This window comes from Bradyrhizobium sp. UFLA05-125 (assembly GCF_059803515.1).
In genome coordinates, this window is sequence record NZ_JBANBJ010000007.1 from 1 (window position 1) to 20,033 (window position 20,033).

A 20,033-nucleotide genomic window follows, 5' to 3' on the forward strand; every position below is an offset into this window, starting at 1 on the left:
GAACCACTTGGTCATTTCCTGTGCTGTCGCGCCATGGCCATGATGGGCGTGACCGCAACTCGCGTCGTGTGTGTCGCGCTGTGATCCGCGTGCCATCGCGAAATAGGTCTTGAGCGAGACCAGGCCGCCCTTCCAGTCGTAGGCATCGGGGATTGCCCCGACCATGACGCTGGTGTCGAGCACCTGGTCGTAGAGCGAGAAATCGTTCGAGGGGATGATGGTTGCGCCGAGCGATTTCTGGCGTGCCCAATTGGCAGCGCGCAGGCCGGCTGCGGTTTCGAGAAGCTCCTGCTCGCTGATCTTGCCGGCCCAGAAGGCTTCGAGCGCGAGCTTGAGTTCGCGGCGTGGCCCGATGCGGGGCGTGCCCAGTGTTGCGACTGGAAGTGAAAGAGAAGTCATAGCTTTAACCCCATTGTGGTGGGGGCAAAAGGCCATGGCGGACGCTGGCAGGAGTGCCGCGATTGCGGCAGCTGCTTGGCGTACCACCGGGACACCCCGCCCGTGGACGATTATGTTGTCGGGGCAGGTCTCCTGGCTCGCGGGTCGTCGCCTGCATCCGGGCCTTCCCGAGGCTTTCGCCTCAGTGACACGATTGGATACGGGCTCGCCGCTTACAGTTGCGGGGGCAGCGCCGGCATTGCGCCAGTCCGAATGGACCGGGAGCGCACCGGCTTCCCTCTTAGCTCCGGGTCAAGCGGGACCCGGAGAACCTCGACAGCTTCGAATATCCGCAACCGAGGGGCTGCGTCAACCTCGGGTGATCATTTCCGCTGCGGCATACCCGCCGGGATCACGGTTTCCACGATCGATGAATCGAGCGATTCGTAATTGTGCAAACCAATCGTCGCATAGAGTTCCGCGCGCGTTTGCATCCGCTCGACGACCTTGTGTGCGCCGCCATCGCGCGAAATTGCAGCATAAAGTTCTGCCTGCGCCTTGTTTGCCACGCGCAACGAGGACACAGGCCAGATCACCATCGCGTAGCCCATGGCCTCGAATTCGGCCGCGGTGAAAAATGGAGTCTTTCCAAACTCTGTCATGTTTGCGAGGAGAGGTACGCCGGGCAATCGCTGGGCGAAGGCACGGAACATTTCAGCCGTGTTGAGCGCCTCCGGGAAGATCGCGTCAGCACCCGCTTCCAGATAAAGCTTCGCGCGCGCCACGGCGCCATCGAGACCTTCGCTTGCGGCGGCATCGGTCCTGGCGATGATCACGAGATCGCGACGGGCTTTTGATGCGGCCGCGACCTTGGCCGCCATGTCATGCGCATCGGCGAGTTTCTTGTCGTTGAGATGTCCGCACTTCTTGGGCAGGATCTGATCTTCGAGATGGAGCGCCCCGGCGCCGGCGTCCTCGAAGACGCGGGTCGCATGCATGACGTTGAGCGCCTCGCCATATCCGGTGTCGGCGTCGACGAGGAGGGGCAGCCCCGAGGCGCGAACGATCTGGCGGATGAAGAAGCAAACTTCATCAACGGTGATGATGCCGAGATCGGGCAAGCCCATCGACGCCGTCATCGCTGCGCCTGACAGATACAAAGCCTCGAAGCCGGCGGCCCTGGCCTGGAGCGCTGCCATGCCGTTGTGCGCGCCGGGCAGCTTCAGGATGCCCGGCCGCTTCAGCAGTTCGCGAAGGCGGCGGCCGGCGGGGTCACGGGGCAGGTTGTCGGCGACGAGATATGGCATCGAGGCATCCTCATGCGGCGCGGACCGACGAGTGCAATCCGCCGCGCTGGTCTAGTGGCACGAAGGTCAGGTTTTCCGGACCGACATAGTTGGCCGACGGCCGGATGATCTTGTTGTCGACGCGCTGCTCGATGATGTGGGCGGCCCATCCCGACGTCCGCGCGATCACGAACAGCGGCGTGAACATCGCCGTCGGCACCCCCATCATGTAATAGGAAACGGCGCTGAACCAATCGAGGTTGGCGAACATCTTCTTGGTCTCGGCCATCACGGCTTCGATCCGGTCGGCGATCTCGAACATCTTCATGGAGCCAACCTCGCGCGACAAGCGGCGCGCGACCTCCTTGATCACGTTGTTGCGTGGGTCGGCGATCGTATAGACGGGGTGGCCGAACCCGATCACGACTTCCTTGGCTGCGATCCGGCGGCGGATGTCCGCATCGGCCTCATCGACGTCACTGTAGCGCTTCTGCACCTCGAAGGCGACCTCGTTGGCGCCGCCGTGCTTCGGCCCACGCAGCGCGCCGATCGCGCCCGTGATCGCCGAGTACATGTCGGCGCCCGTGCCGGCAATCGAGCGGGCGGTGAAGGTCGAGGCGTTGAACTCGTGCTCGGCGTAGAGATTGAGTGAGGTGTGCATGGCGCGGACATGGGAGTCCGATGGTCTGCGGCCGTGCAGGAGATGCAGGAAGTGTCCGCCGATGGTGTCGTCGTCGGTCTCGACATCGACGCGACGGCCGTTCTGGGCGAAATGATGCCAGTAGAGCAGCATGGAGCCGAGCGAAGCCATCAGGCGATCGGCGATGTCGCGCGCTCCCGGATGATGGTGATCGGAGATCTCCGGCAGCACGCAGCCGAGCGTCGAGACTCCGCTGCGCATGACGTCCATCGGATGCGCCGCGGCCGGGAGGACTTCCAGGGCCATCCGGACCGCGTTGGGCAGGCCGCGCAGGCCCTTCAGCTTGGCCTTATAGGCGGCGAGCTCGGCTCGGGTCGGCAGGGTCCCGTGTACGAGGAGATAGGCGATTTCCTCGAACTCGCAGGTCTCTGCGACATCGAGAATGTCATAGCCGCGGTAATGCAGGTCGTTGCCGGTGCGGCCGACTGTGCAGAGCGCTGTATTGCCGGCGACGATGCCGGACAAGGCGACTGATTTCTTAGGCGCCGGCTTTGAAGATCCTTCGTTCGTCATAATGCCAATCCCTTGATTTACGAAAGCGCTGGGGTGGCCTTAGCGGCCCAACCAATCGAAGATGCCCGTCGATCCTTTCGCGCCGAGTTGCGATGGATCGACGGTGAAGGTGAGCCCGGTGATGTCGTTGGCATTCAGTTCCGGCAGGCGCTCGACCAGGCCGAGGAAGCGATCCTGCTCGGCGGGCGCGATGACACCGTCGGCAAGGCTCCGGAACTTCGCGACATATTGCGGCCGGGCGAACGGACGTGCGCCAAGCGGATGAGCGTCGGCGACAACCAGTTCGTCGCTGATGACCGAGCCGCCCTTGAGTGAAACGACCACACGACCGCCAAACGCCTTATGCTTCGGATCGTGGCTGTGATAGCGCTGTGTCCAATGCGGATCTTCGACCGTCGAGATCTTGTGCCACAGTGCGACGGTTTCGGGGCGGGCTGCGCGCTCTGGCGCGTAGGACTTTTGATGATGCCAGCCGCCGTCTTCGAGGGCGACCGCGAAGATGTACATGATCGAATGGTCGAGCGTCTCGCGGCTGGCCTTCGGGTCCATCTTCTGCGGATCGCTGGCGCCGGTGCCGATCACATAATGCGTGTGATGGCTGGTATGGATCACGATGCTCTCGATCTTGGTGAGATCGCCGATCTTCGGTCCCATCCGACGCGCCAGATCGATCAGGGCCTGGCTCTGATACTCCGCCGAATGTTCCTTGGTGTAGGTGTCGAGGATGGCGCGCTTCGGCTCTCCCTTCTCGGGCAAGGGCACGGCATACTGCGCCTTCGGACCCGACAGCAGCCAGGCGATAAAGCCGTCTTCGCCTTCCCAGGCGGGCGAGGGGGCGCCTTCGCCGCGCATGACGCGGTCGACCGCCTCGATCGCCATCTTGCCGGCAAAGGCCGGTGCGTAGGCCTTCCAGCTCGAGATCTCGCCCTTGCGCGACTGGCGCGTGGTGGTGGTGACATGCAGCGCCTGCTGCACGGCCTGATAGGTGGTCTCGATCGGCAAGCCAAGCGCGGTGCCGATGCCGGCTGCCGCTGACGGGCCGAGATGGGTGATGTGGTCGATCTTGTGCTCGTGCAGGCAGATGCCCTTCACGAGATTAACCTGGATCTCGTACCCGGTCGCAAGGCCCCGGATCAGTGCGGCGCCGTCAAGGCCGCAATGCTGGGCCACCGCCAGGATCGGCGGAATGTTGTCGCCGGGGTGCGAATAGTCGGCAGCGAGGAAGGTGTCGTGGAAGTCGAGTTCGCGCACCGCAACGCCGTTGGCCCAGGCGGCCCATTCCGGCGAGATGCGTTGCGCTTGGGTCAGCCCGAACACGGTCGCGCCGGGCTTGAACGGATGCGTGACGGCCTGGGCGCGTGCGTTCGCCACCGGCCGACGCGCAATGGAAGCCGCGGCAACGGCGGCGTTGTCGATGATGCGGTTGCCAATCATCTCGATCACGGCCGGCTCGATAGCGACCGGATCGGAGGCGACCTCGGCGATCTTCCAGGCAAGTTGATCCGCACGTGCCAGATGCTCGGAGGATTTGTAGGTGCGGACGTTGTGCGATTTCACGATCAAAAATCCTCTTTAGGCGTGATTTGAAGAAGCCGGATCCACCGGCGTCGGTTTTCCGGCCGCGTCGACCGCGACCATTTCGAACGATCCTTGCATGGCAATGCGGCGAGAGCCGGTGGCGAGCGTTTCGGCAACAACCTCGACCGCGACCGTCATCGAGGAGCGGCCGACCCGCTCGACTTGGGCCGTTAGCTCGACGAGTTCGCCGACGCGGACGGGTTCGTGGAATTGCACCTTGTCGGAAGTCGCCATCACCACCGCACAACGGGCTCGGCGGGTGGCCGCGACAAAGGCGGCCTTGCCCATGAGGCTCAGCGCATGGCCGCCGAACAGTGTGCCGTAATGGTTGGCCTGCTCGGGGAAAACGACCTCGACGAAACGCGTCGGCTCGTTCGCCCAGGCAGCTGGTTTGAGGGCGGCCTGCATGGCGCGATATCCGGTGACCCTTGTTCAAGGACCCTTGCAACTCGATCTGTTGTTCGCAATATCTGCAAAGCCAAAACCCGCGTATAGCACTGAAAAGGTGAAGCTTTGCGAAGCAATGGTCGTGAATTTGCAAAGTTTGCAAAAGTTGCAAATTCGACAGGGGGCGCCGGATGAAGAAGGCATTCATGGGCGTGCGCCTGAAGCGTCTGCGCGAGGAGCGCAGATTGACACAGCAGGCGCTCGCTTCGGCCATTGGAATTTCCCTGAGCTATCTCAATCAGCTCGAAAACAACCAGCGACCGCTCACCATCGCCGTGCTGCTCAAGCTCAACGCCGCCTTCGGCGTCGACGTTCAGTTGTTCTCGGAGGATGACGAAGCCCGGCTCGTCGCCGATTTGCGCGAGGCGTTGTCCGATCCTGAGGTCGGCGAGACGGTATCGTCCGCCGAGCTGCGCGAGCTCGCGCTCAACATGCCGGCGCTGGGGAGGGCGGTGGTCAGCATCAGTCGCCGCTATCGGCAGGCGATCGAGCAAAGTGCGGCGCTCGCGGCGCGGCTGGGCGAGGATCGGCAGGCTGAGACGGCAATCCTGCCGTCGACGGCTTACGAAGAGGTGCGCGATTTTTTCTATGCGCGCCACAACTACATCGCCGAGCTCGATGAAGCTGCCGAACGTCTGGCGCAGGACTTGGCGCCGTCGGACGCGATCACTCCCGCCATTCTGAGCGACCACCTCAGGGCCAAATTCGACGTCACGGTCCTGATCGGTGACGAAGCCGATGATGTTCATCGCCGCTACGACTCGCAGAACAGGACACTGCACCTTTCGCGCAGGCTTGAACTCGGGCAGCGCGCCTTCCAGCTCGCGACCCAGATTGCGATGCTCGGCCTGGATCGCGAACTGGGTGCGCTCGTCGAAGCTGCGGGATTTACCAATCAGGAGACGCGCGGGCTCGCACGCATCGGGCTTGCCAACTATTTCGCGGGCGCGCTGATCATGCCCTACGGGCGATTCCTGGCCGAAGCGAAGGCGCAGCGCTACGACATCGACATTCTCGGTGAGGCGTTCGGGGTTGGCTTCGAGACGATCTGCCATCGCTTGAGCACGCTGCAGCGGCCGTCCGCGCGCGGTGTGCCGTTCTTCTTTATTCGCGTGGACCGCGCGGGGAACATTTCGAAACGTCAGTCGGCGACAGATTTTCACTTTTCGCGGATTGGCGGCACGTGTCCGCTCTGGAACGTCTACGAGGCGTTCGCGTCCCCTGGCCGCATCGTGACCCAGTTTGCCCGGATGCCCGATGACCGCGCTTATCTCTGGATCGCACGAACCGTCTCCCACAGGAGCGGTGGTTATGAATCCCTGAGCAAGACCTTCGCCGTTGCCCTCGGGTGCGACATTAGGCACGCGGAAGAGCTTGTCTATTCGCGAGGGTTGGACGTTCACGACCCTGCGTCAGCGGTCCCCATTGGCATGGGATGCAAGGTGTGCGAACGTATCGATTGTCCGCAACGCGCTTTTCCCCCGGTCGGGCGTTCCCTGATGGTAGACGAGAGACAGTCGTTCTTTTCGCCATATGCAGCGTCCAAATCCCAATGACGCATGCACGAGGAATCCGCCCATATCCGCTATCTCGACACGTCCGGTGTTGCCGCGCATCTCGTCGGCTTCTTCCCTTCTGAGCATTTGACTGCGGGCAGTACGCACAAGGCAAATCAGTCGATTAGGTTGGTCAAATCGACCTTTCGCGACAAATTCAAATGCCTCGTGACGCAAGTCAAATCGGGCATCGTTATCGAATGTCCGGAGGCGACCGAGTGTGCAATCCTGAATTTATGCATTGTCGTGGAGCAAAAACTGGAGCGGCTGAAGAACGAGCCGCTCGCCGCCAAGATGGTCGAAGAGATTCTCGCGGTCTCCAGCGCCGAGCTTCGTCGCTGGTCAAAGGACGGTCGCATATCAACCAGCGGCCGGGCTTATTTTGGCCAAGGCAGGAAGCAGGTTGGATTGTTTCTTTACTCGCCTGAGGCGATCCGCGAATTGTCGTCGCGTCCTGATCAAATCATGCGATGGCGAAATCAGGATCGGCAGCACCGGCATTGAAGGGGGTATTGCCGACTGTCGGCCAAACCCAAACGCCTACCGTTGTGTCGATGGCTCTCTTCGGGGATTAACAGGGAACGCGGTTTCTGCCGCTGTCCGGCGCCGCTTCTTCTCGCTTCAAGCTTCATTTTTCCCACCGTTCTCCTCGCTGTGCGGCACGCCAGCGGTTCTCTGGGGGGCTTACCCATTCGGTTTCGCCGAATACCCCTCTTAAATCAGCTCCAAGGCGGCACGAAGGGTCGCCCGGAAAGTAGGTAAAAGTTCCAAGTTTCAACAGTTTTGGCTTGCTTCTGGAAAAGCTATTGAAGCTATTGATTTTTAATGAGAAACACGGTTTCAACAGTGGCGATCTAAAATGGATCCGAATGTTGAAACCATGGATTTTCAAGAACTTAACAATGATCAGCGTCGCGAGATGGTCAACAGCCAGCAGCGCTTTCAGGCCCTGCGGGATGCCAAGGGGGCGTACGACGCTCATCGCGGTTCCCTGACTTGGGCGGTGTCCAAAGGTCGTGAATACCTCGTCCGTAGCTACTACAACAAAGCGGGCCTCAGGAAGCAAAGCTCGCTCGGCGTGCGCTCTCCCGAAACCGAAAAAATCAAGGTTGACTTCGACGCTAAGCGCGCTGCGTCAGAAGACCGATTGAAGAATATACGCGACACGATGGAGCGACAAGCCGCGGTCAATCGAGCGCTCGGCTTGGGTCGCGTACCGCTGATTGGAGCTCGGATCATGCGCGCTCTCGACCGCTTCGGGATGTTAGGTTCAGGCATTCGGATTGTCGAAACGAACGCGATCTACGGTTATGAGGCCTCTTCCGGCATCAGGATCAATCCGGGCTTAGCAACAACGGAAGACATCGATATTCTGTTCGACGCGCGCCGCGCACTTACGTTCGTGGGGGACGACGACGTCTGCGCGTCTTCGCTCCTGAAGGTACTCCAACGTGTCGACACTAGCTTCGAACGCGCCAAGCAGACGTTCCGGGCTGTGAACCGGGACGGCTATATCGTCGATCTGATCAAGCCGATGCAGAGTCCTCCTTGGAAGAAGGCTCCGGACAAGATCGGCTCTGACCCTGAAGACCTGACTGCCGTTCAAATCGAAGGACTCGACTGGCTGCAGAACTCTCCGGCTTTCGAGGCGGTCGCGATCGACAAAAAGGGCGAACCGGTGCGCATCGTCGCTCCAGATCCGCGGGTTTGGACGGCCCATAAGATTTGGTTGTCCCGGCGTGCGGACAGGGCGCCGCTCAAGCGCCAACGAGATGCAGCACAGGCGGAAGCCGTGGGTGCTCTGGTCGCAAACTATCTCACTCACCTGCCATTCGACGCAGGGCAGTTGAGGATGCTTCCGAAAGAAGTGGTAGACAGCGGGCGCCGTTCTTCGTTAAGAAAGATGCCGCGGCGCGAGCCTAGCAGTCAGGCTCAAGAAGAATGAGGTCGTCAAAGCCGGCGCCGATCATCGGCGGCGCCAGGATGATGATCAGCATGATGCCGCTGCTCGTCGGCATGATCATCGCGCCATAATCGACGTGACTAGGGTCATCGTGACTGCCACGATAACCGGCATCGTCATCGCCAGCAGCGATACCAGCACCAGGATTAGCATCGCGATCGGCGCAGCCAGCATTGCCGGCAGCTTGCGATTGGTGGCGACTTGATACCGATCAAAGACGGTTTGCAGTCACCGCAAAACCGCTAGCGGTACTCACGGCGAAATCTTCGCGGCGTTAATGTTTGGCCTAAAACCTGGCCGCTAATCTTCCATGAGGGGCATCAACTTACAAAATCGAGTCGTTGAATCGATCGCTCTTATAATCTGGGCGACTCGTTCTTTAGTGGACCTACAAACGCTCCTGTCGTTATTCGCGGCCGGCATCTTCACCCCGGGAAAGGACAGTTGCCGGCTCGGGCAGGCCGGACGGCCTCGTATCAAGATCGACTATCGTTCATACGTCACAAGCCTCTTGGTGTGGCTCTACATGAACGGCGATTGACCGCGCGGTAGCGTGAGCTATCGCGACCAGGACCCGACTAACCCGTTTTGCATGACCTAGGCAGACCGCACGGGGCCGCAAACCCCGCAAGACGTCGCCATCAAAGGGTTCGCGACACGGCAATGTTGACCAAGCTGCTCAGGATCAATGACACCATCCCCTGAACGCCGTACGAGGCACGTCGATTGGTTCGAAATCGAACCTGGGAAGGCCGCGGGCGGAGCAGATTGGGCTCAGCGTCGACGAGGCCCAGCGTTGCTCACCCGAGGCCCGGTATCTGCACCCAATAATCCTGTAGGAATTTGCAGCAAAGCAGGCCCGACCACCATCTGCCACCTTGCGGAGGCGCCGATACATCTCGCATGAGCGCGTCGTCAGTCGGCTAAGGGAGGCTCCACTGGAATGGCAAAGCCCGCCTTCACCCGGTCCATGACGACCATGGTTTTGAATCCTTTGATATGGAGGTTTTTCTGCAAGAAACGGCGGGTGAACTGTTCATAATCGTCCATTGTGCGTGCGGTAACGTAGAGGACGAAGTCAGCCTCTCCGGTCACATAGAATCCATTCACAACCTGAGCCGAAGTCTTGATGGCCTTTTTGAACCCGTCAATGATCTCCGAGCTCTCTCGCTCCAGGCTCACGAGCAAAAGCGCCTGGATGGATCTGCCGACCGCTTTTGGCGAAACGATCGAGATATCGGCTTCGATAATGCCCTCCGAACGCAGCCGTTTCAGACGGCGCTGACACGCCGTAGAAGAAAGGCCGGCGAGTTCGCCGATGGTTTCCGTCGTAAGACGGTTGTTCTTCTGCAGGATCTCCAGGATGCGGGCGTCGATCCGATCGTACCGCATAGTTGGAGGCCATGCTTTGGAGGTGAGCTTCACCACGAAAGATCCTTGCGGGTAGAAAAAGTCTCTTGAACGATGCCAAGTCGCGAAGGCACGTGCATCGGCTGATCGCGCTGCTTGACGCTCTCAAGCGCTGCAACTTCCATGCCCGAGCAGCCCTAGCAGGGAGCCGCGGAGCTCACATGCTTGAAGCCTTGTATCCCGAGCAACGAGAGTTGGCTGTCAGCCGACGCGGCGACCCAGGACAGCCGAGGAGCGACGATCACAAACGATGATTTTCGCTCTCAGACCTGCTTCAATCGCAACCGCATCCAGCGTTCTCGCGGCCTGCTTGAAACGGCGCTCGCTTAGCACGAGCTCTCATATGTTCAAATAGGCTTTTCTCAAGGGGTCGTGCTTCCGAAACCAGAAACGCGATCATTGTTGTTCGGCGTTGGAGCCATCCACAAACCAAAGCTCAAGAGATTGCCGATAGCGCTACCACCGCGCGCGCGCGTCCGCTCTCGGAGATCTTCATAGGCTGGCGTTTGGTCTGCTTGTGACTATCGGATCGTTCGTGGCTGATACGAAAGCCAAATCGAAAGTTGTGAAGCGATGTCGGCGAAGACGGGCAAGAAGCAGAAGCCGTTATAAGCCCGGGTAATGCCAACATCACTTTTATACACCTGCGCGCGATCAGGCTCGCGTTCCGAAACGATGAGCACACCGTCTGCGCGATATTCTGCCAACGGCATCATCCGCCAACGCGCCCTGTAGACGCGAGCAGGTCGTAAATCGCTCGATGCCTTAGACCGTCAGCGCCGGCCCATCGGGCGGCATATCGGCGCTGGCAGGGCCCCGGGTGTTGTTTACGCGTGGCGAGTTCGAAGCCCTTGCACTCCGGAGCTGGTGATAAAGCGTTTCGAGACGCAGTTTATCTTCGCGATTTCTCGAGATACGCGTTTTTTGGCGTAGCGTCCTTTGGACGTGCTCGTATCTTTCCGAATGAATGCAATAGCTGAAACCAGATTCTCTTTGCCTGTCGCCGATGTTCGTCACAACGCACTGCACGTCGGTTCGCTGATAGTTGCGTGCTGGTAAGAGTTATTAACTTGCCCTTGGTAATAGGCTGACTGGTTCGATTCGCGTCATCGTTTTTCAAGATTAAGCCGTCGAGGGAACCGTTTTGGCTCTACGGCACCGGCTAAGTTTTTTCAGAAGATTATTTCAGGGGGGCGGCCGAGGTCGCTTTAAGTCTATGAGTTGGGATCAGCGAAGAGCCAAACGCGTTCAGCTCGATCATCGATATCGCGCAACTTTGGTAGGCGCCGACGGCACATGGCGCCGCGATTGCGTTCTCCTTGATGTTTCCCAAACGGGAGCACGGCTTCGGATAGATGGATCACCGGAAGTCCTCAAGGCGCGGCAGTTCTTTTTGCTGCTTTCGACGATGGGGTTGGTCTACCGCAGATGCGAGTTGGTCCGGCTGGACGGCTCCGAAGTCGGAGTCGAATTCGTAATGAGCCGGACTCGTGGTGAACGCGCGTTGCATTCCGACAGGTCGCCTAGCTCTGCCGCGGATTAATTCAATGGAATTGATTTGCTCGCGCAGTATACCTGCGCTGGATACGGAGTCCCTTTTGCCTTTCGAAGCCCGGGAGGCGCTGTTTCGCGATCACCACGGTTTTCTTCTATATCTCACCAAGGGGTTATCCCGTTCTGCTTTTAAAGAGGAGAGGCTTCTTCGACTTGAGGCGCGCGAGGCGTTGATCTGGCTGAATGAGACGCCGGAAGAGCAAGGTTCGTTTTGGCGTTAGCTTGGGGGGCACTCTTGCGGCAATTGCCTAATCGAAGGTCCTGGGATGCCGGTTTTGAGAGGCAGCCGCGCTATGAGACGAGATTATTTTCTAAGGATATTGAAGAGAGACTGTCCGCGTGGCCGCCAAATCACAAGACTTCGGATGTAGATCAAGGGCCAGGAGATCGAAATCCTGAGCACGAAGGTCGCGATCTCGAAAGGAAGCCTTTATCGTCCGGTAGAGACGTTCGTCTGCCAGCTTGCAACCCATGCTCCGTCAAATACGTCGATTTTGAAAACAGGTTGCCTCCGAGGTCAGAGTGAGCGGAAATCGTCTGGATCCTTCTCTCACCGTTCCGCCATCAGTCGATGTTTTCGTGATCTGTGGACGTTTGAGCCCGGGTTGACCGCGGCCGAATGTTTCCTTCGACCGACGCAGCGGTAGGACGGGAGGAGCATTATTGCAGTGTCCGCTTAGCGGCCTGCCCCGCCTTCGCCAAGAGCCAATCTTCGACTCGGCAGATTTTGCTCAATAGTTCGGCGGCGTCGGCACGATCGCGCGCATAGTAATTGACGACGCTGCATGTCAGAAGTGCAATGGCAACTGCCGCGTCCGTAACGTCTTCGTCCATAAGCACTGCCGCCATCGTTTCGGCCAGCATCTTTGCGCGTGCAAGCTCATCGCCTGAGGGCTTCGCTAGCATGGGCGGTACAGGTTCTGTCATGAGACCTCGCTGTGAGCCGAGCAGATACATTTACCACTTTATTTCCCACGCAATCAACCTTCGCGTGTGCGAGATTAAAATGCTTGCCGCAACTGATCTCCTCAAGTTAGCGCTATCAAGTCAGTCGGCTGACCCTCACAACATTGTGGAGAGGAGGATCTTTTCTGCTACATTGCGGGAGTTAGTTTATTTCATTGTGCAGATGCCTCAAGTCGATGTCAGTTGTAGATCTAGTTCCTGAAATTCCCGAATGGTTCTGGCAGATACGCTATGACCCGAACCACGACGCAGACTCGCCAACGCTGTTGGGAATTGAATGCGGGGCAAACTGCCAAAATTTCGCCTACGAATTGCTGCGGCATTTCGGCCGTTACGTTCCCAACTTGCGGTCAAGCAATCTGTGGGACGATACAGAATATACGATCGAGGTCGATCAATATCAGCCACTCGATCTTCTGCTCTTCAATCGGAATCAGAGCGCCTGGGGCGCGCATGTTGCCGTCTACGCGGGTAACGATCGGGCAGTCCATTTGAGCCGAAGGCTCGGCCACGCGGCTGTATGGCCGCTTGCGCATTTCGCGCAGCGTCCAGAATATCAGGTGCTGGTCGGGGCGAAGCGGGCTATAGCTCTCGCGTCCGGTCGCTAAACTCTAGAAGTCGGGCACTATAAGGCGAAGCCCTACACTCCAAGAATGCGGCGAGCGACATTCGTTAGTTCGCCTCGTTGCACGGCGCTCCCAGCCAACGAAAATAACCAGCCCGTAGTGGCGCCGGGAGGAATCCAGATGCCGACACGCGATCCGCACTACAATATCCGTATCGAGAACAAGCTGACATTCTTGCAGCTTTTCGGTCACTGCGCCACATCGCTGACAGCTAAAATATCTTCCCCAAGAGGTACCCGAGCGCGCCGATCGTCCCCCGCACAGCCATTCCGATCAGGCTGTCCTTCAGCTTCGTCCCATACTGGGTAATGATGGGGTTCAGGAAGCGCCACCAGTACATCGACGCGAACCCGCGTGGCCTTCAACAGACACCGGGCGGCTGAAACTTCGGCCTCGCGCTGTTCTTTCTCCAGCGGATTGTCGAAGTCGTTGGCCTCGCGGATTGCCTTCTCCAACTTCTCCATCGCTGCGTCGGCGTCAGTATACTCCTTGCTGTTGTGGTTGATCGTGACGGTGCGATCCGATGCCGGCACGATCTTATCGAAATGCTCCTCGATATAGCGCAGCAGCTCGCGCGTTGTCGGCAGAAAAATCTGCCGCGATACGTCGGAAACATGAATGTCGTAATTGTTGTCCGTGTAGAGGAAGTCCCTGCAAAAATCGTAGATGTCCAGTTCACCGTTGCGCAACGCCCGAAGCAGGGCAACGCGCAGAGCCAGCCGGTCGGTCTTGTCCTGGGGCCATGATAGTGTGCCGCTGCCGTTTATGGATCCGACCGTTTCCTTGCACTCGGCATACCACCTCGGAAAGTCAATGCGCGCTTCGAGGTCTGCAACGACGATCCGCTGCACCCTCGGCGTGTCGTCGATGTTGCGAAAGAAATTGTCTAGGTGGTCCTTGAAGAACTGATACTTTGCGCCGGTCACGGCGTCAGTCAGCTCGTTGTAGACCGCACGAAAATTCGAGAAATCGCTCAAGGATGCCCCGATTCGGCAATGGGTGAGGACGATACCATGCGAACGCTTGTGCTACATTATGCGGCATGAACGAAGCAGTATCAACGCCGGGAACCTGTTGGCGAAGGCGCGCAAGAAGCGCCCTCGCGGCAAGAAGGTATGAGCGAGGCAATAGTCGTTCGCAAACGTCACGTAGCGGAGTCATGGTCTGATGACGTCCGGCTGGTGAGGAGGTGGCATAATGCCCAAGAAGCGGTCGAGCCCGAAGGGACTGATGACGCGCCGAACAGAGCCGGGCCCGACCTTGAATTTCCGTGTTCCTGCACAAAACCCGCTGGTGTCTTTCACTACGACCACCGGCAGCCAGGGTGAGCAGATCATCACATTCGGCCCGAACTGACTCGAATTGTCCAAGAGAAATCTCGCCGCTTTCGAAGAAATCGCGCGCCCAGAGGGAGGAGAGGAAAATTGGCGACTGAATCCTGCAATGAGGGATTCACACCAACTCAATCGTGCCCTGCTCGCGTCTGAGATGCTAGAAAATACACTCCGTGCGAAACGAGCCCTTGAAAGGCTTGTCGGCGAAAACGATCGCGAGCACGTGAAACTTCTTGCCTATCAAGCCGTATACGAACTCACCGCGCTTGCAGCGAACTATCACGCTTGGACGGTGGTCGACAACGAACCATCCATTGTTGCTCGCAATCGATCGGTGGAAGGCGCAAGGAAGGCCTTAAGAAGGCGCATCGCTTGGCGCCGTCTCCCGCCGCATCACGTTTTGAGCTGAGAAACGTCAATCTTCTTGCAATTGACGCGTTGGGGCCTCGCTCGACATGGTCGAACACATCGGCGTGAAGAACATTCAGAACCATTGCTTCGATCTGGGCGATCATCTCACCGCTCAACTGGACGAACTCGCCGTTGGTCTCGTCGGTCCGAGTCGGCGGCAACATCGCTCGCCCACATCTATGTCGTCGGTCTGCCCGCGACAGACTGGCTCAGCTACCTCGAAGAGAATGGCGTGCATGTTTCCCCCGAATGCGACGGCATCCACATATCGTTCGGCATGCTCAACACGGTCGACGATATGGATTGTCTGGTGCATCTCATCCGCGATCGCCAATCAAAAAAGTCCTTCAGCGCCGCTTAGGACTTTGCATGGACCACTTCGGTAAGCCACACGCGAAGTAGACAGCAGCCTGATCCCGCCCAAGGACGAGCATCACGCCTTTCCACTTACTGACATGTTGAAGGAATAGATCGCGCAGTTTGGTGACGCGATCGATTAGTACCGGCGCAGCGCGCACGACGACCGACCATGCGGAGCATAGCGTCGTGTACATCCGCAATTGTGAGGCTCGCGATGTTCGGAGTTCTTTTTAAGTAGACCACAGATGGCCAGCGCTTTGATCGCCTACCAGACGATCGTGTTCATCGACAAAGCTGTGCGGATCCCGGGTACCGCATCGGGTAAGTAGGACAAGGGATCAGATATTGACGACGTGAAGTTGCAAAGTGCCATGCCTGGCAGCATGGCGGTCGTGAAATAAACAGCCTCGAGTTCTCGATTATCGCACAGTCGTGGCCCTATCTATCGTCAGGATTGCTCTTCTCGTTTTCCCTAATGGCTGCCGCCTTCCTGATCGGAATGCTTCTTGGAACGCTCTTCGCGCTCGTGCAACACTTTGAGCTCCGCACTCTGCGCCAGTTCGTCCGTAGCTACGTTGCCCTGATGCGATCGATTCCGCTCATCCGCTCCGGCTTCTTCGGTCGCATTGCGCGCCTCCGCTGCGAACGGAATCACGGCTGGCGATTCTGCAAGCTTTCCGGCCCTCCGACCTCAAAAGCCTGCAATCTCGAATCGGCAGACGGCGGGGGAAGGCGATCTGTTTCGCGTCAAGTTGGATCAGATCATCCACCTCAAGCACGAGCAAGGGTTTTACTCCTTGTGCTTTCTTGAGGCCTTTCCGTGATCAGGACGTTTCGATGCGGTGCGGCCTGGCATGGAACGCATCGAAGTCAGCGGCTCGTCAGCTTACGGACAGCTAAGCTGCTTATCAGCGAAGTCAGGTCTAGTGACCTGAACACAATGCAACATCCATAGGAGTGTGGTCGTCATGTACGGTCGAATCAACAATTGGTCGGATGTTCCATCCGATGATGAATATCATCGCGCAGGCTCCCCGGAGCACGGGAATGCCGACGACTTCGCGGACGCATTCGCTAGAATGCGAATGCAGGATTCCGGTGCCAGCTCATCCTCGCGTCCAAGTTATTACAACAGTTCAAGACCTCCTATTGTCGAGATCGACCAGGCGACATTCCGGCGAGAGGTGAGGACCTTTCACGGCGACGAGATCAATCATATCGCCAACAATCCACAGGAATACTCAGAACGTGTATCCGAAAGGGCTAGGCGCACATCGGACGTCGCTAGCGAGTATGGCATCCGAAGAGATTCGGACGCCGCCCGATATTACAGCTACCAACTCGGAAATAGGAGTGTCGGTCTCCAAAGAACGGAAGGCGGATTTCCTATGACTGACTTCAACAGCCAAGGCTGGCGAGAACAGTTCCCCGGACGAACTGACGTCACCTCAATCGTGGATTTCCAGGTTGCTCATCCGCTCGTTTCGAATGCCGGCGATATTCTGCTCGAGCATCAACTTCGGCAAGACGGCGAACGGCCTCTGGTGAACTGGCGTCCTGCGAATGATGATGCGAGGACCCGTGCAGAACAAATGGGTTTCGTCCATGTGGACCGAGACGATATGGTACTTGACCCAACCCGGTCCGGACCCTGGAGCTACAGGGATGGTGGATGGCAGCGTACAACCCATCATTCGGGGTATCTCTCCAAAGAGGCCAGCGATACTGAATCTTCAGCAGCGTCCGACTCGGATGGAGACTTTATGTGACGTGAGATCTCCACCAATCCATGAAGGAGGTGGAGCAAGGAGCGCAGACCAACGAACATCTGCGGCTTACGATCGAGTCTAGGATCGAACGAAGCCGAAACCAATTCGGCTGAATTCGCGAGGTGCACTATACGGACGCACCGCGGCGGTTACGAGACCCGATGAACAAGGCAACAGGAAACCCCGGCTTCCGGCCGGGGTTTTCGATTGCACATCCCGGACGGGAAGAGCAGTGGCTATGGCGGGTGCGAGCGTCAGTGTGTCCGCTTCCGGCCAGTTATCGTGTGCGGTACACCATCATAATGGCTCGGGATCCTCCCGTTTGCATCCAGGGTCTCATGCGACCATCAGACCTAACCAGATGAGGGCTGAGAGGCATAAACCTGACGGCGCGGTTAATGTGCAAGAACCTGCGGCGAAGAGGCGACTACGGCTATTGTACTGTCTGGTTAGACGAGTCGGACAGTGGTTGTAGATTCGTGCGCCCGGCTTTGCCCTTCTCATCGAGGGCAAGCGAGAGCTTGAGATTGTTGGTCAGCATCGGGCTGTCAGGAGCCATTGCGAGAGCTTGCCGATATAGCGCTTGTGCTTCTTGGTGATGCCCCTCGTTGTCAAGGACAACACCCTTCGCATTCAATATGCGCAAGTCGCCAGGGGCAGCGAGTAAGACTTTGTCAAGTACCTCAAGCGCCTGATCCGGGCACTTTCGCGCCAGCAGAGCGCGCGCAAGGGGAATAGCAGCGTTGACGTTGTCGGGCTGCTTCTTCAACGCATCACGCAAAGCCTCCTCGTCAACGTCCCCGCGTACGGCGTATGCAGAGCGTTCGCGCGTAGCAGCATCGATCTCCCTGGTGCCCTGCAGCTCTGGTGCCGGCATCTGCTGTGTTGAAAGTCCTGGCTTATCCCAGCTCGTGCAACTTCCAAGCAGCAGAAGTAGGGGGATAGCTAGGCGCAAGTTCGCGCTACGGGAGCACAACGTCCGCGGGGTATTCATCTGATATGAATTCATAGCATGACCTTACGACCGGCTGCCGTGCTCTGTTAGCTAATCGGCCGTCGCGCCAAGGCGCGCTCCTGAGGGGATCTTATGCTTGGCGGCACCGAGGTTGACGGATCCAATCGGCTGGACCGTGAAATCCGAGGCGAGATCCTGATAAGACAGAACCGGCAGATCGATCCCGTTGCGCGTGAGAAATCCCCGGAGAAACCGCCGGATGTCCATTGGCCCGAGAATGACGGGCGGGCTCTGACTGCGTGCGATCGTTGATTGGATCTGACGGAATTGTGAAAGCAGCATCTCGCTCTCGTGGTTCTCCAAAACGAGGTAGGGACCGACCGCGGTGTCGCGCACCGCCGCGCGCACGATATCCTCGGTTTCACGCTCGACAATGAACGCAGCCACAACTCCGTGGGCATTGGCATATCGATGACAGATCTGACGTCCGAGACCGGAGCGAACATATTCGGTGAGCAGGGCGACATTTTGCTCGCGCTCGCTCCATTCTGCCAGCGCCTCGAGGACAAGGCGCGTGTTGCGAATAGGGATGCCCTCTTCTAGTAATCGACGTAGAACATCGGCTATCCGGGGGACCGGGGTCGTGCGCAGCACCTCCTTAACGAGATCAGCATATTCCTGCTCCATTCGCGCCAGCAATTGTCGCGTCTCTTGGATGCCAACCAGCCGCTGTGCATACCGTGTCAACGCCGACTTTACTCGCAAGGCGATGACTTCGCTTGGAGCGCGATGCCCTATTCCGGCAGCTTTGAGAGCTGGCGCATGACTTTGTTCGATCCAAATCCGGTTCTTCTCTGGGTCTTGCCGAAAGGGGATACCGCTCAATTCAATGTTCGCCACGTCGTCGTCGAGCACGAGTTGCGTGGGGTCAACAAAATCCCCGCCAACAGGCACCCCCTCGACATCTACCCTGAATTGCGAGTCCGATAGGCGCTGGTCGACTCGGGTAGGAATACGTGGGATTGTGATGCCAAGATCAGATGAGACCAGCGCAGAAACGTCTCGGATGGAACCCTCGAGCTCCTCTTTGTCGATTGCATGTGTCAGGTTTGGTGCGAGGAATAGTGTGATCGGAAGTGCCTCCGCAGGCACCGTTTTAGTCTGAGTCTGTGCGGCAGCTGGAGCCGAACCAGTGATATCGGCGCCCGTCTTGGCGCCCGTCTTGGCGTCCGCCTTGGCCGCGGTGTTGGCGCCCAGCGCACCAGCCTTGACAAGGCTCGCCCCGCCAAAGAGTGCGGCTAGTATCATGAACGGTGGCAAGGGGAACCCTGGGACGAGGCCCATCAAAGCCAGCACGCAGGCGGCTAGCCTTAGCGCTTGTGTGCTGGCCGTAAGTTGGCTCACGATGTCGGCACCAAGGTTCAGCTTGGAAGGACCGCTGACACGAGTGACAATGGTTGCGGCTGTAATTGACAGCAGCAAAGCCGGAATCTGCGAAATTAGCGCATCACCTATGGTCAGGATCGTATATTGATGGAGCGCATCTTCGAGCGACATGCCCTTGGAGAGCAAACCGATTGTGATGCCGCCCAGCATGTTGATGCAGATGACTACGAGCCCGGCGATGGCGTCGCCCTTCACGAATTTCATAGCGCCGTCCATGGCGCCATGAAGCTGGCTCTCTCGCTCCAAGCCGGCCCGCCGACGGCGAGCTTCGTACTGATCGACGTGTCCGTTGCGCAGCTCGGCGTCAATGGCCATCTGCTTCCCAGGCAATGCATCAAGCGTGAAGCGCGCTGATACCTCCGCGACCCGTTCGGCGCCCTTGGCGAGAACCATGAATTGCACCATGGTCACGATCAGAAATATGACAATTCCGACGGCGATGTTGCCTGATATGACGAAATCGCCAAAGGTATGAATGATGCTGCCCGCATCACCCTCGGCAAGAATCAATCGCGTTGTTGCGACCGTAAGAGCGAGACGAAAGACGGTGGAGATGAGGATAACGCCCGGCAAGGACGAAAAGTCAACTGGTGTGTTGAGATAGAGCGCAACCATCAGCAGCAGTACGGCAAAACCGAGGTTGAAACCGATCAGCATGTCGATCACCACGATCGGGATCGGCATGATCATCATTGCGACCGCCAGAAGGAGCATCACCGCGACCATTAAGTCCGGGTTAGCCGGCGCGCGTACGATGAGACTACGCAGGAGGTTGGACATG

19 protein-coding genes, 1 pseudogene and 1 riboswitch are annotated in these 20,033 nt (G+C 58.4%); of the genes and pseudogenes, 8 read left to right on the plus strand and 12 right to left on the minus strand.

Features of this window, described 5'->3' with window-relative positions; genetic code table 11:
* From SO156_RS09820 to SO156_RS09840, 5 genes and pseudogenes are all read right to left on the minus strand, one after another.
* Positions 1–399 (minus strand): annotated as a pseudogene (locus tag SO156_RS09820) (5-methyltetrahydropteroyltriglutamate--homocysteine S-methyltransferase); the annotation flags it as partial.
* 105 nt (positions 400–504) lie between these two features.
* Positions 505–729: riboswitch (cobalamin riboswitch) on the minus strand.
* A 32-nt stretch (positions 730–761) separates the two neighbouring features.
* Complete coding sequence (gene prpB / locus SO156_RS09825) at positions 762–1,685, minus strand: methylisocitrate lyase (protein WP_498534624.1); 924 nt, start codon at positions 1,683–1,685, stop codon at positions 762–764.
* 10 nt (positions 1,686–1,695) lie between these two features.
* Complete coding sequence (gene prpC / locus SO156_RS09830) at positions 1,696–2,877, minus strand: bifunctional 2-methylcitrate synthase/citrate synthase (RefSeq protein WP_498534625.1); 1,182 nt, start codon at positions 2,875–2,877, stop codon at positions 1,696–1,698.
* A 39-nt stretch (positions 2,878–2,916) separates the two neighbouring features.
* The gene (locus tag SO156_RS09835) at positions 2,917–4,434 is read right to left on the minus strand and encodes an MmgE/PrpD family protein (protein WP_498534626.1); all 1,518 of its coding nucleotides are present in this window, start codon (positions 4,432–4,434) and stop codon (positions 2,917–2,919) included.
* Positions 4,435–4,449: 15 nt separating this feature from the next.
* On the minus strand, positions 4,450–4,863 hold the full coding sequence (locus tag SO156_RS09840) for an acyl-CoA thioesterase (protein WP_498534627.1): 414 nt from the start codon (positions 4,861–4,863) through the stop codon (positions 4,450–4,452).
* 170 nt (positions 4,864–5,033) lie between these two features.
* On the opposite strand from SO156_RS09840, the gene SO156_RS09845 reads away from it, so the two are divergent.
* The 3 genes from SO156_RS09845 to SO156_RS09855 all read left to right on the plus strand — a co-directional run bounded on the left by SO156_RS09845 (position 5,034) and on the right by SO156_RS09855 (position 8,403).
* Positions 5,034–6,458, plus strand: a complete 1,425-nt coding sequence (locus SO156_RS09845; protein ID WP_498534628.1) for a short-chain fatty acyl-CoA regulator family protein — start codon at positions 5,034–5,036, stop codon at positions 6,456–6,458.
* A gap of 3 nt (positions 6,459–6,461) precedes the next feature.
* A complete protein-coding gene (locus tag SO156_RS09850) occupies positions 6,462–6,962 on the plus strand; it encodes a hypothetical protein (protein WP_498534629.1) in 501 nt (166 codons plus the stop codon).
* Positions 6,963–7,317: 355 nt separating this feature from the next.
* Entirely contained in the window at positions 7,318–8,403 is a 1,086-nt protein-coding gene (locus tag SO156_RS09855; RefSeq protein ID WP_498534630.1) for a GSU2403 family nucleotidyltransferase fold protein, read from the plus strand.
* Positions 8,404–9,336: 933 nt separating this feature from the next.
* On the opposite strand, the gene SO156_RS09860 is transcribed toward SO156_RS09855, so the two are convergent.
* Complete coding sequence (locus SO156_RS09860; protein ID WP_498534760.1) at positions 9,337–9,813, minus strand: Lrp/AsnC family transcriptional regulator; 477 nt, start codon at positions 9,811–9,813, stop codon at positions 9,337–9,339.
* Positions 9,814–11,047: 1,234 nt separating this feature from the next.
* Between SO156_RS09860 and SO156_RS09865 the strand changes: the two genes are divergently transcribed.
* Positions 11,048–11,374 carry a PilZ domain-containing protein gene (locus SO156_RS09865; protein WP_498534631.1) on the plus strand — a complete coding sequence of 109 codons (327 nt, stop codon included), beginning with the start codon at positions 11,048–11,050 and terminating at the stop codon, positions 11,372–11,374.
* Between the two features lie 4 nt (positions 11,375–11,378).
* On the plus strand, positions 11,379–11,606 hold the full coding sequence (locus tag SO156_RS09870; RefSeq protein WP_498534632.1) for a hypothetical protein: 228 nt from the start codon (positions 11,379–11,381) through the stop codon (positions 11,604–11,606).
* A 439-nt stretch (positions 11,607–12,045) separates the two neighbouring features.
* Here SO156_RS09870 and SO156_RS09875 read toward each other — a convergent pair whose 3' ends face one another.
* Positions 12,046–12,312 (minus strand): hypothetical protein, encoded by a 267-nt coding sequence (locus SO156_RS09875; RefSeq protein ID WP_498534633.1) that lies wholly within the window; start codon positions 12,310–12,312, stop codon positions 12,046–12,048.
* A 215-nt stretch (positions 12,313–12,527) separates the two neighbouring features.
* Here SO156_RS09875 and SO156_RS09880 point away from each other — a divergent pair, with 215 nt between their 5' ends.
* Complete coding sequence (locus SO156_RS09880; RefSeq protein ID WP_498534634.1) at positions 12,528–12,959, plus strand: NlpC/P60 family protein; 432 nt, start codon at positions 12,528–12,530, stop codon at positions 12,957–12,959.
* Between the two features lie 206 nt (positions 12,960–13,165).
* Here the strand turns inward: SO156_RS09880 and SO156_RS09885 are convergent, their stop codons facing one another.
* Positions 13,166–13,954, minus strand: a complete 789-nt coding sequence (locus tag SO156_RS09885) for a hypothetical protein (protein WP_498534635.1) — start codon at positions 13,952–13,954, stop codon at positions 13,166–13,168.
* Positions 13,955–14,174: 220 nt separating this feature from the next.
* On the opposite strand from SO156_RS09885, the gene SO156_RS09890 reads away from it, so the two are divergent.
* On the plus strand, positions 14,175–14,333 hold the full coding sequence (locus SO156_RS09890) for a hypothetical protein (RefSeq protein WP_498534636.1): 159 nt from the start codon (positions 14,175–14,177) through the stop codon (positions 14,331–14,333).
* A gap of 235 nt (positions 14,334–14,568) precedes the next feature.
* Here SO156_RS09890 and SO156_RS09895 read toward each other — a convergent pair whose 3' ends face one another.
* A complete protein-coding gene (locus tag SO156_RS09895) occupies positions 14,569–14,826 on the minus strand; it encodes a hypothetical protein (RefSeq protein WP_498534637.1) in 258 nt (85 codons plus the stop codon).
* A gap of 728 nt (positions 14,827–15,554) precedes the next feature.
* Entirely contained in the window at positions 15,555–15,737 is a 183-nt protein-coding gene (locus SO156_RS09900; protein WP_498534638.1) for a hypothetical protein, read from the minus strand.
* A 313-nt stretch (positions 15,738–16,050) separates the two neighbouring features.
* Between SO156_RS09900 and SO156_RS09905 the strand changes: the two genes are divergently transcribed.
* On the plus strand, positions 16,051–16,851 hold the full coding sequence (locus tag SO156_RS09905; RefSeq protein ID WP_498534639.1) for an effector protein NopP: 801 nt from the start codon (positions 16,051–16,053) through the stop codon (positions 16,849–16,851).
* A 433-nt stretch (positions 16,852–17,284) separates the two neighbouring features.
* On the opposite strand, the gene SO156_RS09910 is transcribed toward SO156_RS09905, so the two are convergent.
* The gene (locus tag SO156_RS09910) at positions 17,285–17,728 is read right to left on the minus strand and encodes a tetratricopeptide repeat protein (RefSeq protein WP_498534640.1); all 444 of its coding nucleotides are present in this window, start codon (positions 17,726–17,728) and stop codon (positions 17,285–17,287) included.
* A gap of 168 nt (positions 17,729–17,896) precedes the next feature.
* Positions 17,897–20,032, minus strand: coding sequence for a type III secretion system export apparatus subunit SctV (gene sctV / locus SO156_RS09915; protein ID WP_498534641.1), 2,136 nt, complete (start codon positions 20,030–20,032; stop codon positions 17,897–17,899).
* Position 20,033: the final 1 nt, after the last annotated feature.

Coding starts and splice junctions, on each gene's coding strand:
- SO156_RS09890 (WP_498534636.1), top strand. CDS start 14,175: ATGCCCAAGAAGCGGTCGAGCCCGAAGGGACTGATGACGCGCCGAACA.
- prpC (WP_498534625.1), bottom strand. CDS start 2,877: ATGACGAACGAAGGATCTTCAAAGCCGGCGCCTAAGAAATCAGTCGCC.
- SO156_RS09855 (WP_498534630.1), top strand. CDS start 7,318: ATGGATCCGAATGTTGAAACCATGGATTTTCAAGAACTTAACAATGAT.
- SO156_RS09850 (WP_498534629.1), top strand. CDS start 6,462: ATGCACGAGGAATCCGCCCATATCCGCTATCTCGACACGTCCGGTGTT.
- sctV (WP_498534641.1), bottom strand. CDS start 20,032: ATGTCCAACCTCCTGCGTAGTCTCATCGTACGCGCGCCGGCTAACCCG.
- SO156_RS09895 (WP_498534637.1), bottom strand. CDS start 14,826: ATGATCGCCCAGATCGAAGCAATGGTTCTGAATGTTCTTCACGCCGAT.
- SO156_RS09870 (WP_498534632.1), top strand. CDS start 11,379: ATGGAATTGATTTGCTCGCGCAGTATACCTGCGCTGGATACGGAGTCC.
- SO156_RS09875 (WP_498534633.1), bottom strand. CDS start 12,312: ATGACAGAACCTGTACCGCCCATGCTAGCGAAGCCCTCAGGCGATGAG.
- SO156_RS09880 (WP_498534634.1), top strand. CDS start 12,528: ATGTCAGTTGTAGATCTAGTTCCTGAAATTCCCGAATGGTTCTGGCAG.
- SO156_RS09910 (WP_498534640.1), bottom strand. CDS start 17,728: ATGCCGGCACCAGAGCTGCAGGGCACCAGGGAGATCGATGCTGCTACG.
- SO156_RS09845 (WP_498534628.1), top strand. CDS start 5,034: ATGAAGAAGGCATTCATGGGCGTGCGCCTGAAGCGTCTGCGCGAGGAG.
- SO156_RS09865 (WP_498534631.1), top strand. CDS start 11,048: ATGAGTTGGGATCAGCGAAGAGCCAAACGCGTTCAGCTCGATCATCGA.
- SO156_RS09840 (WP_498534627.1), bottom strand. CDS start 4,863: ATGCAGGCCGCCCTCAAACCAGCTGCCTGGGCGAACGAGCCGACGCGT.
- SO156_RS09905 (WP_498534639.1), top strand. CDS start 16,051: ATGTACGGTCGAATCAACAATTGGTCGGATGTTCCATCCGATGATGAA.
- prpB (WP_498534624.1), bottom strand. CDS start 1,685: ATGCCATATCTCGTCGCCGACAACCTGCCCCGTGACCCCGCCGGCCGC.
- SO156_RS09860 (WP_498534760.1), bottom strand. CDS start 9,813: ATGCGGTACGATCGGATCGACGCCCGCATCCTGGAGATCCTGCAGAAG.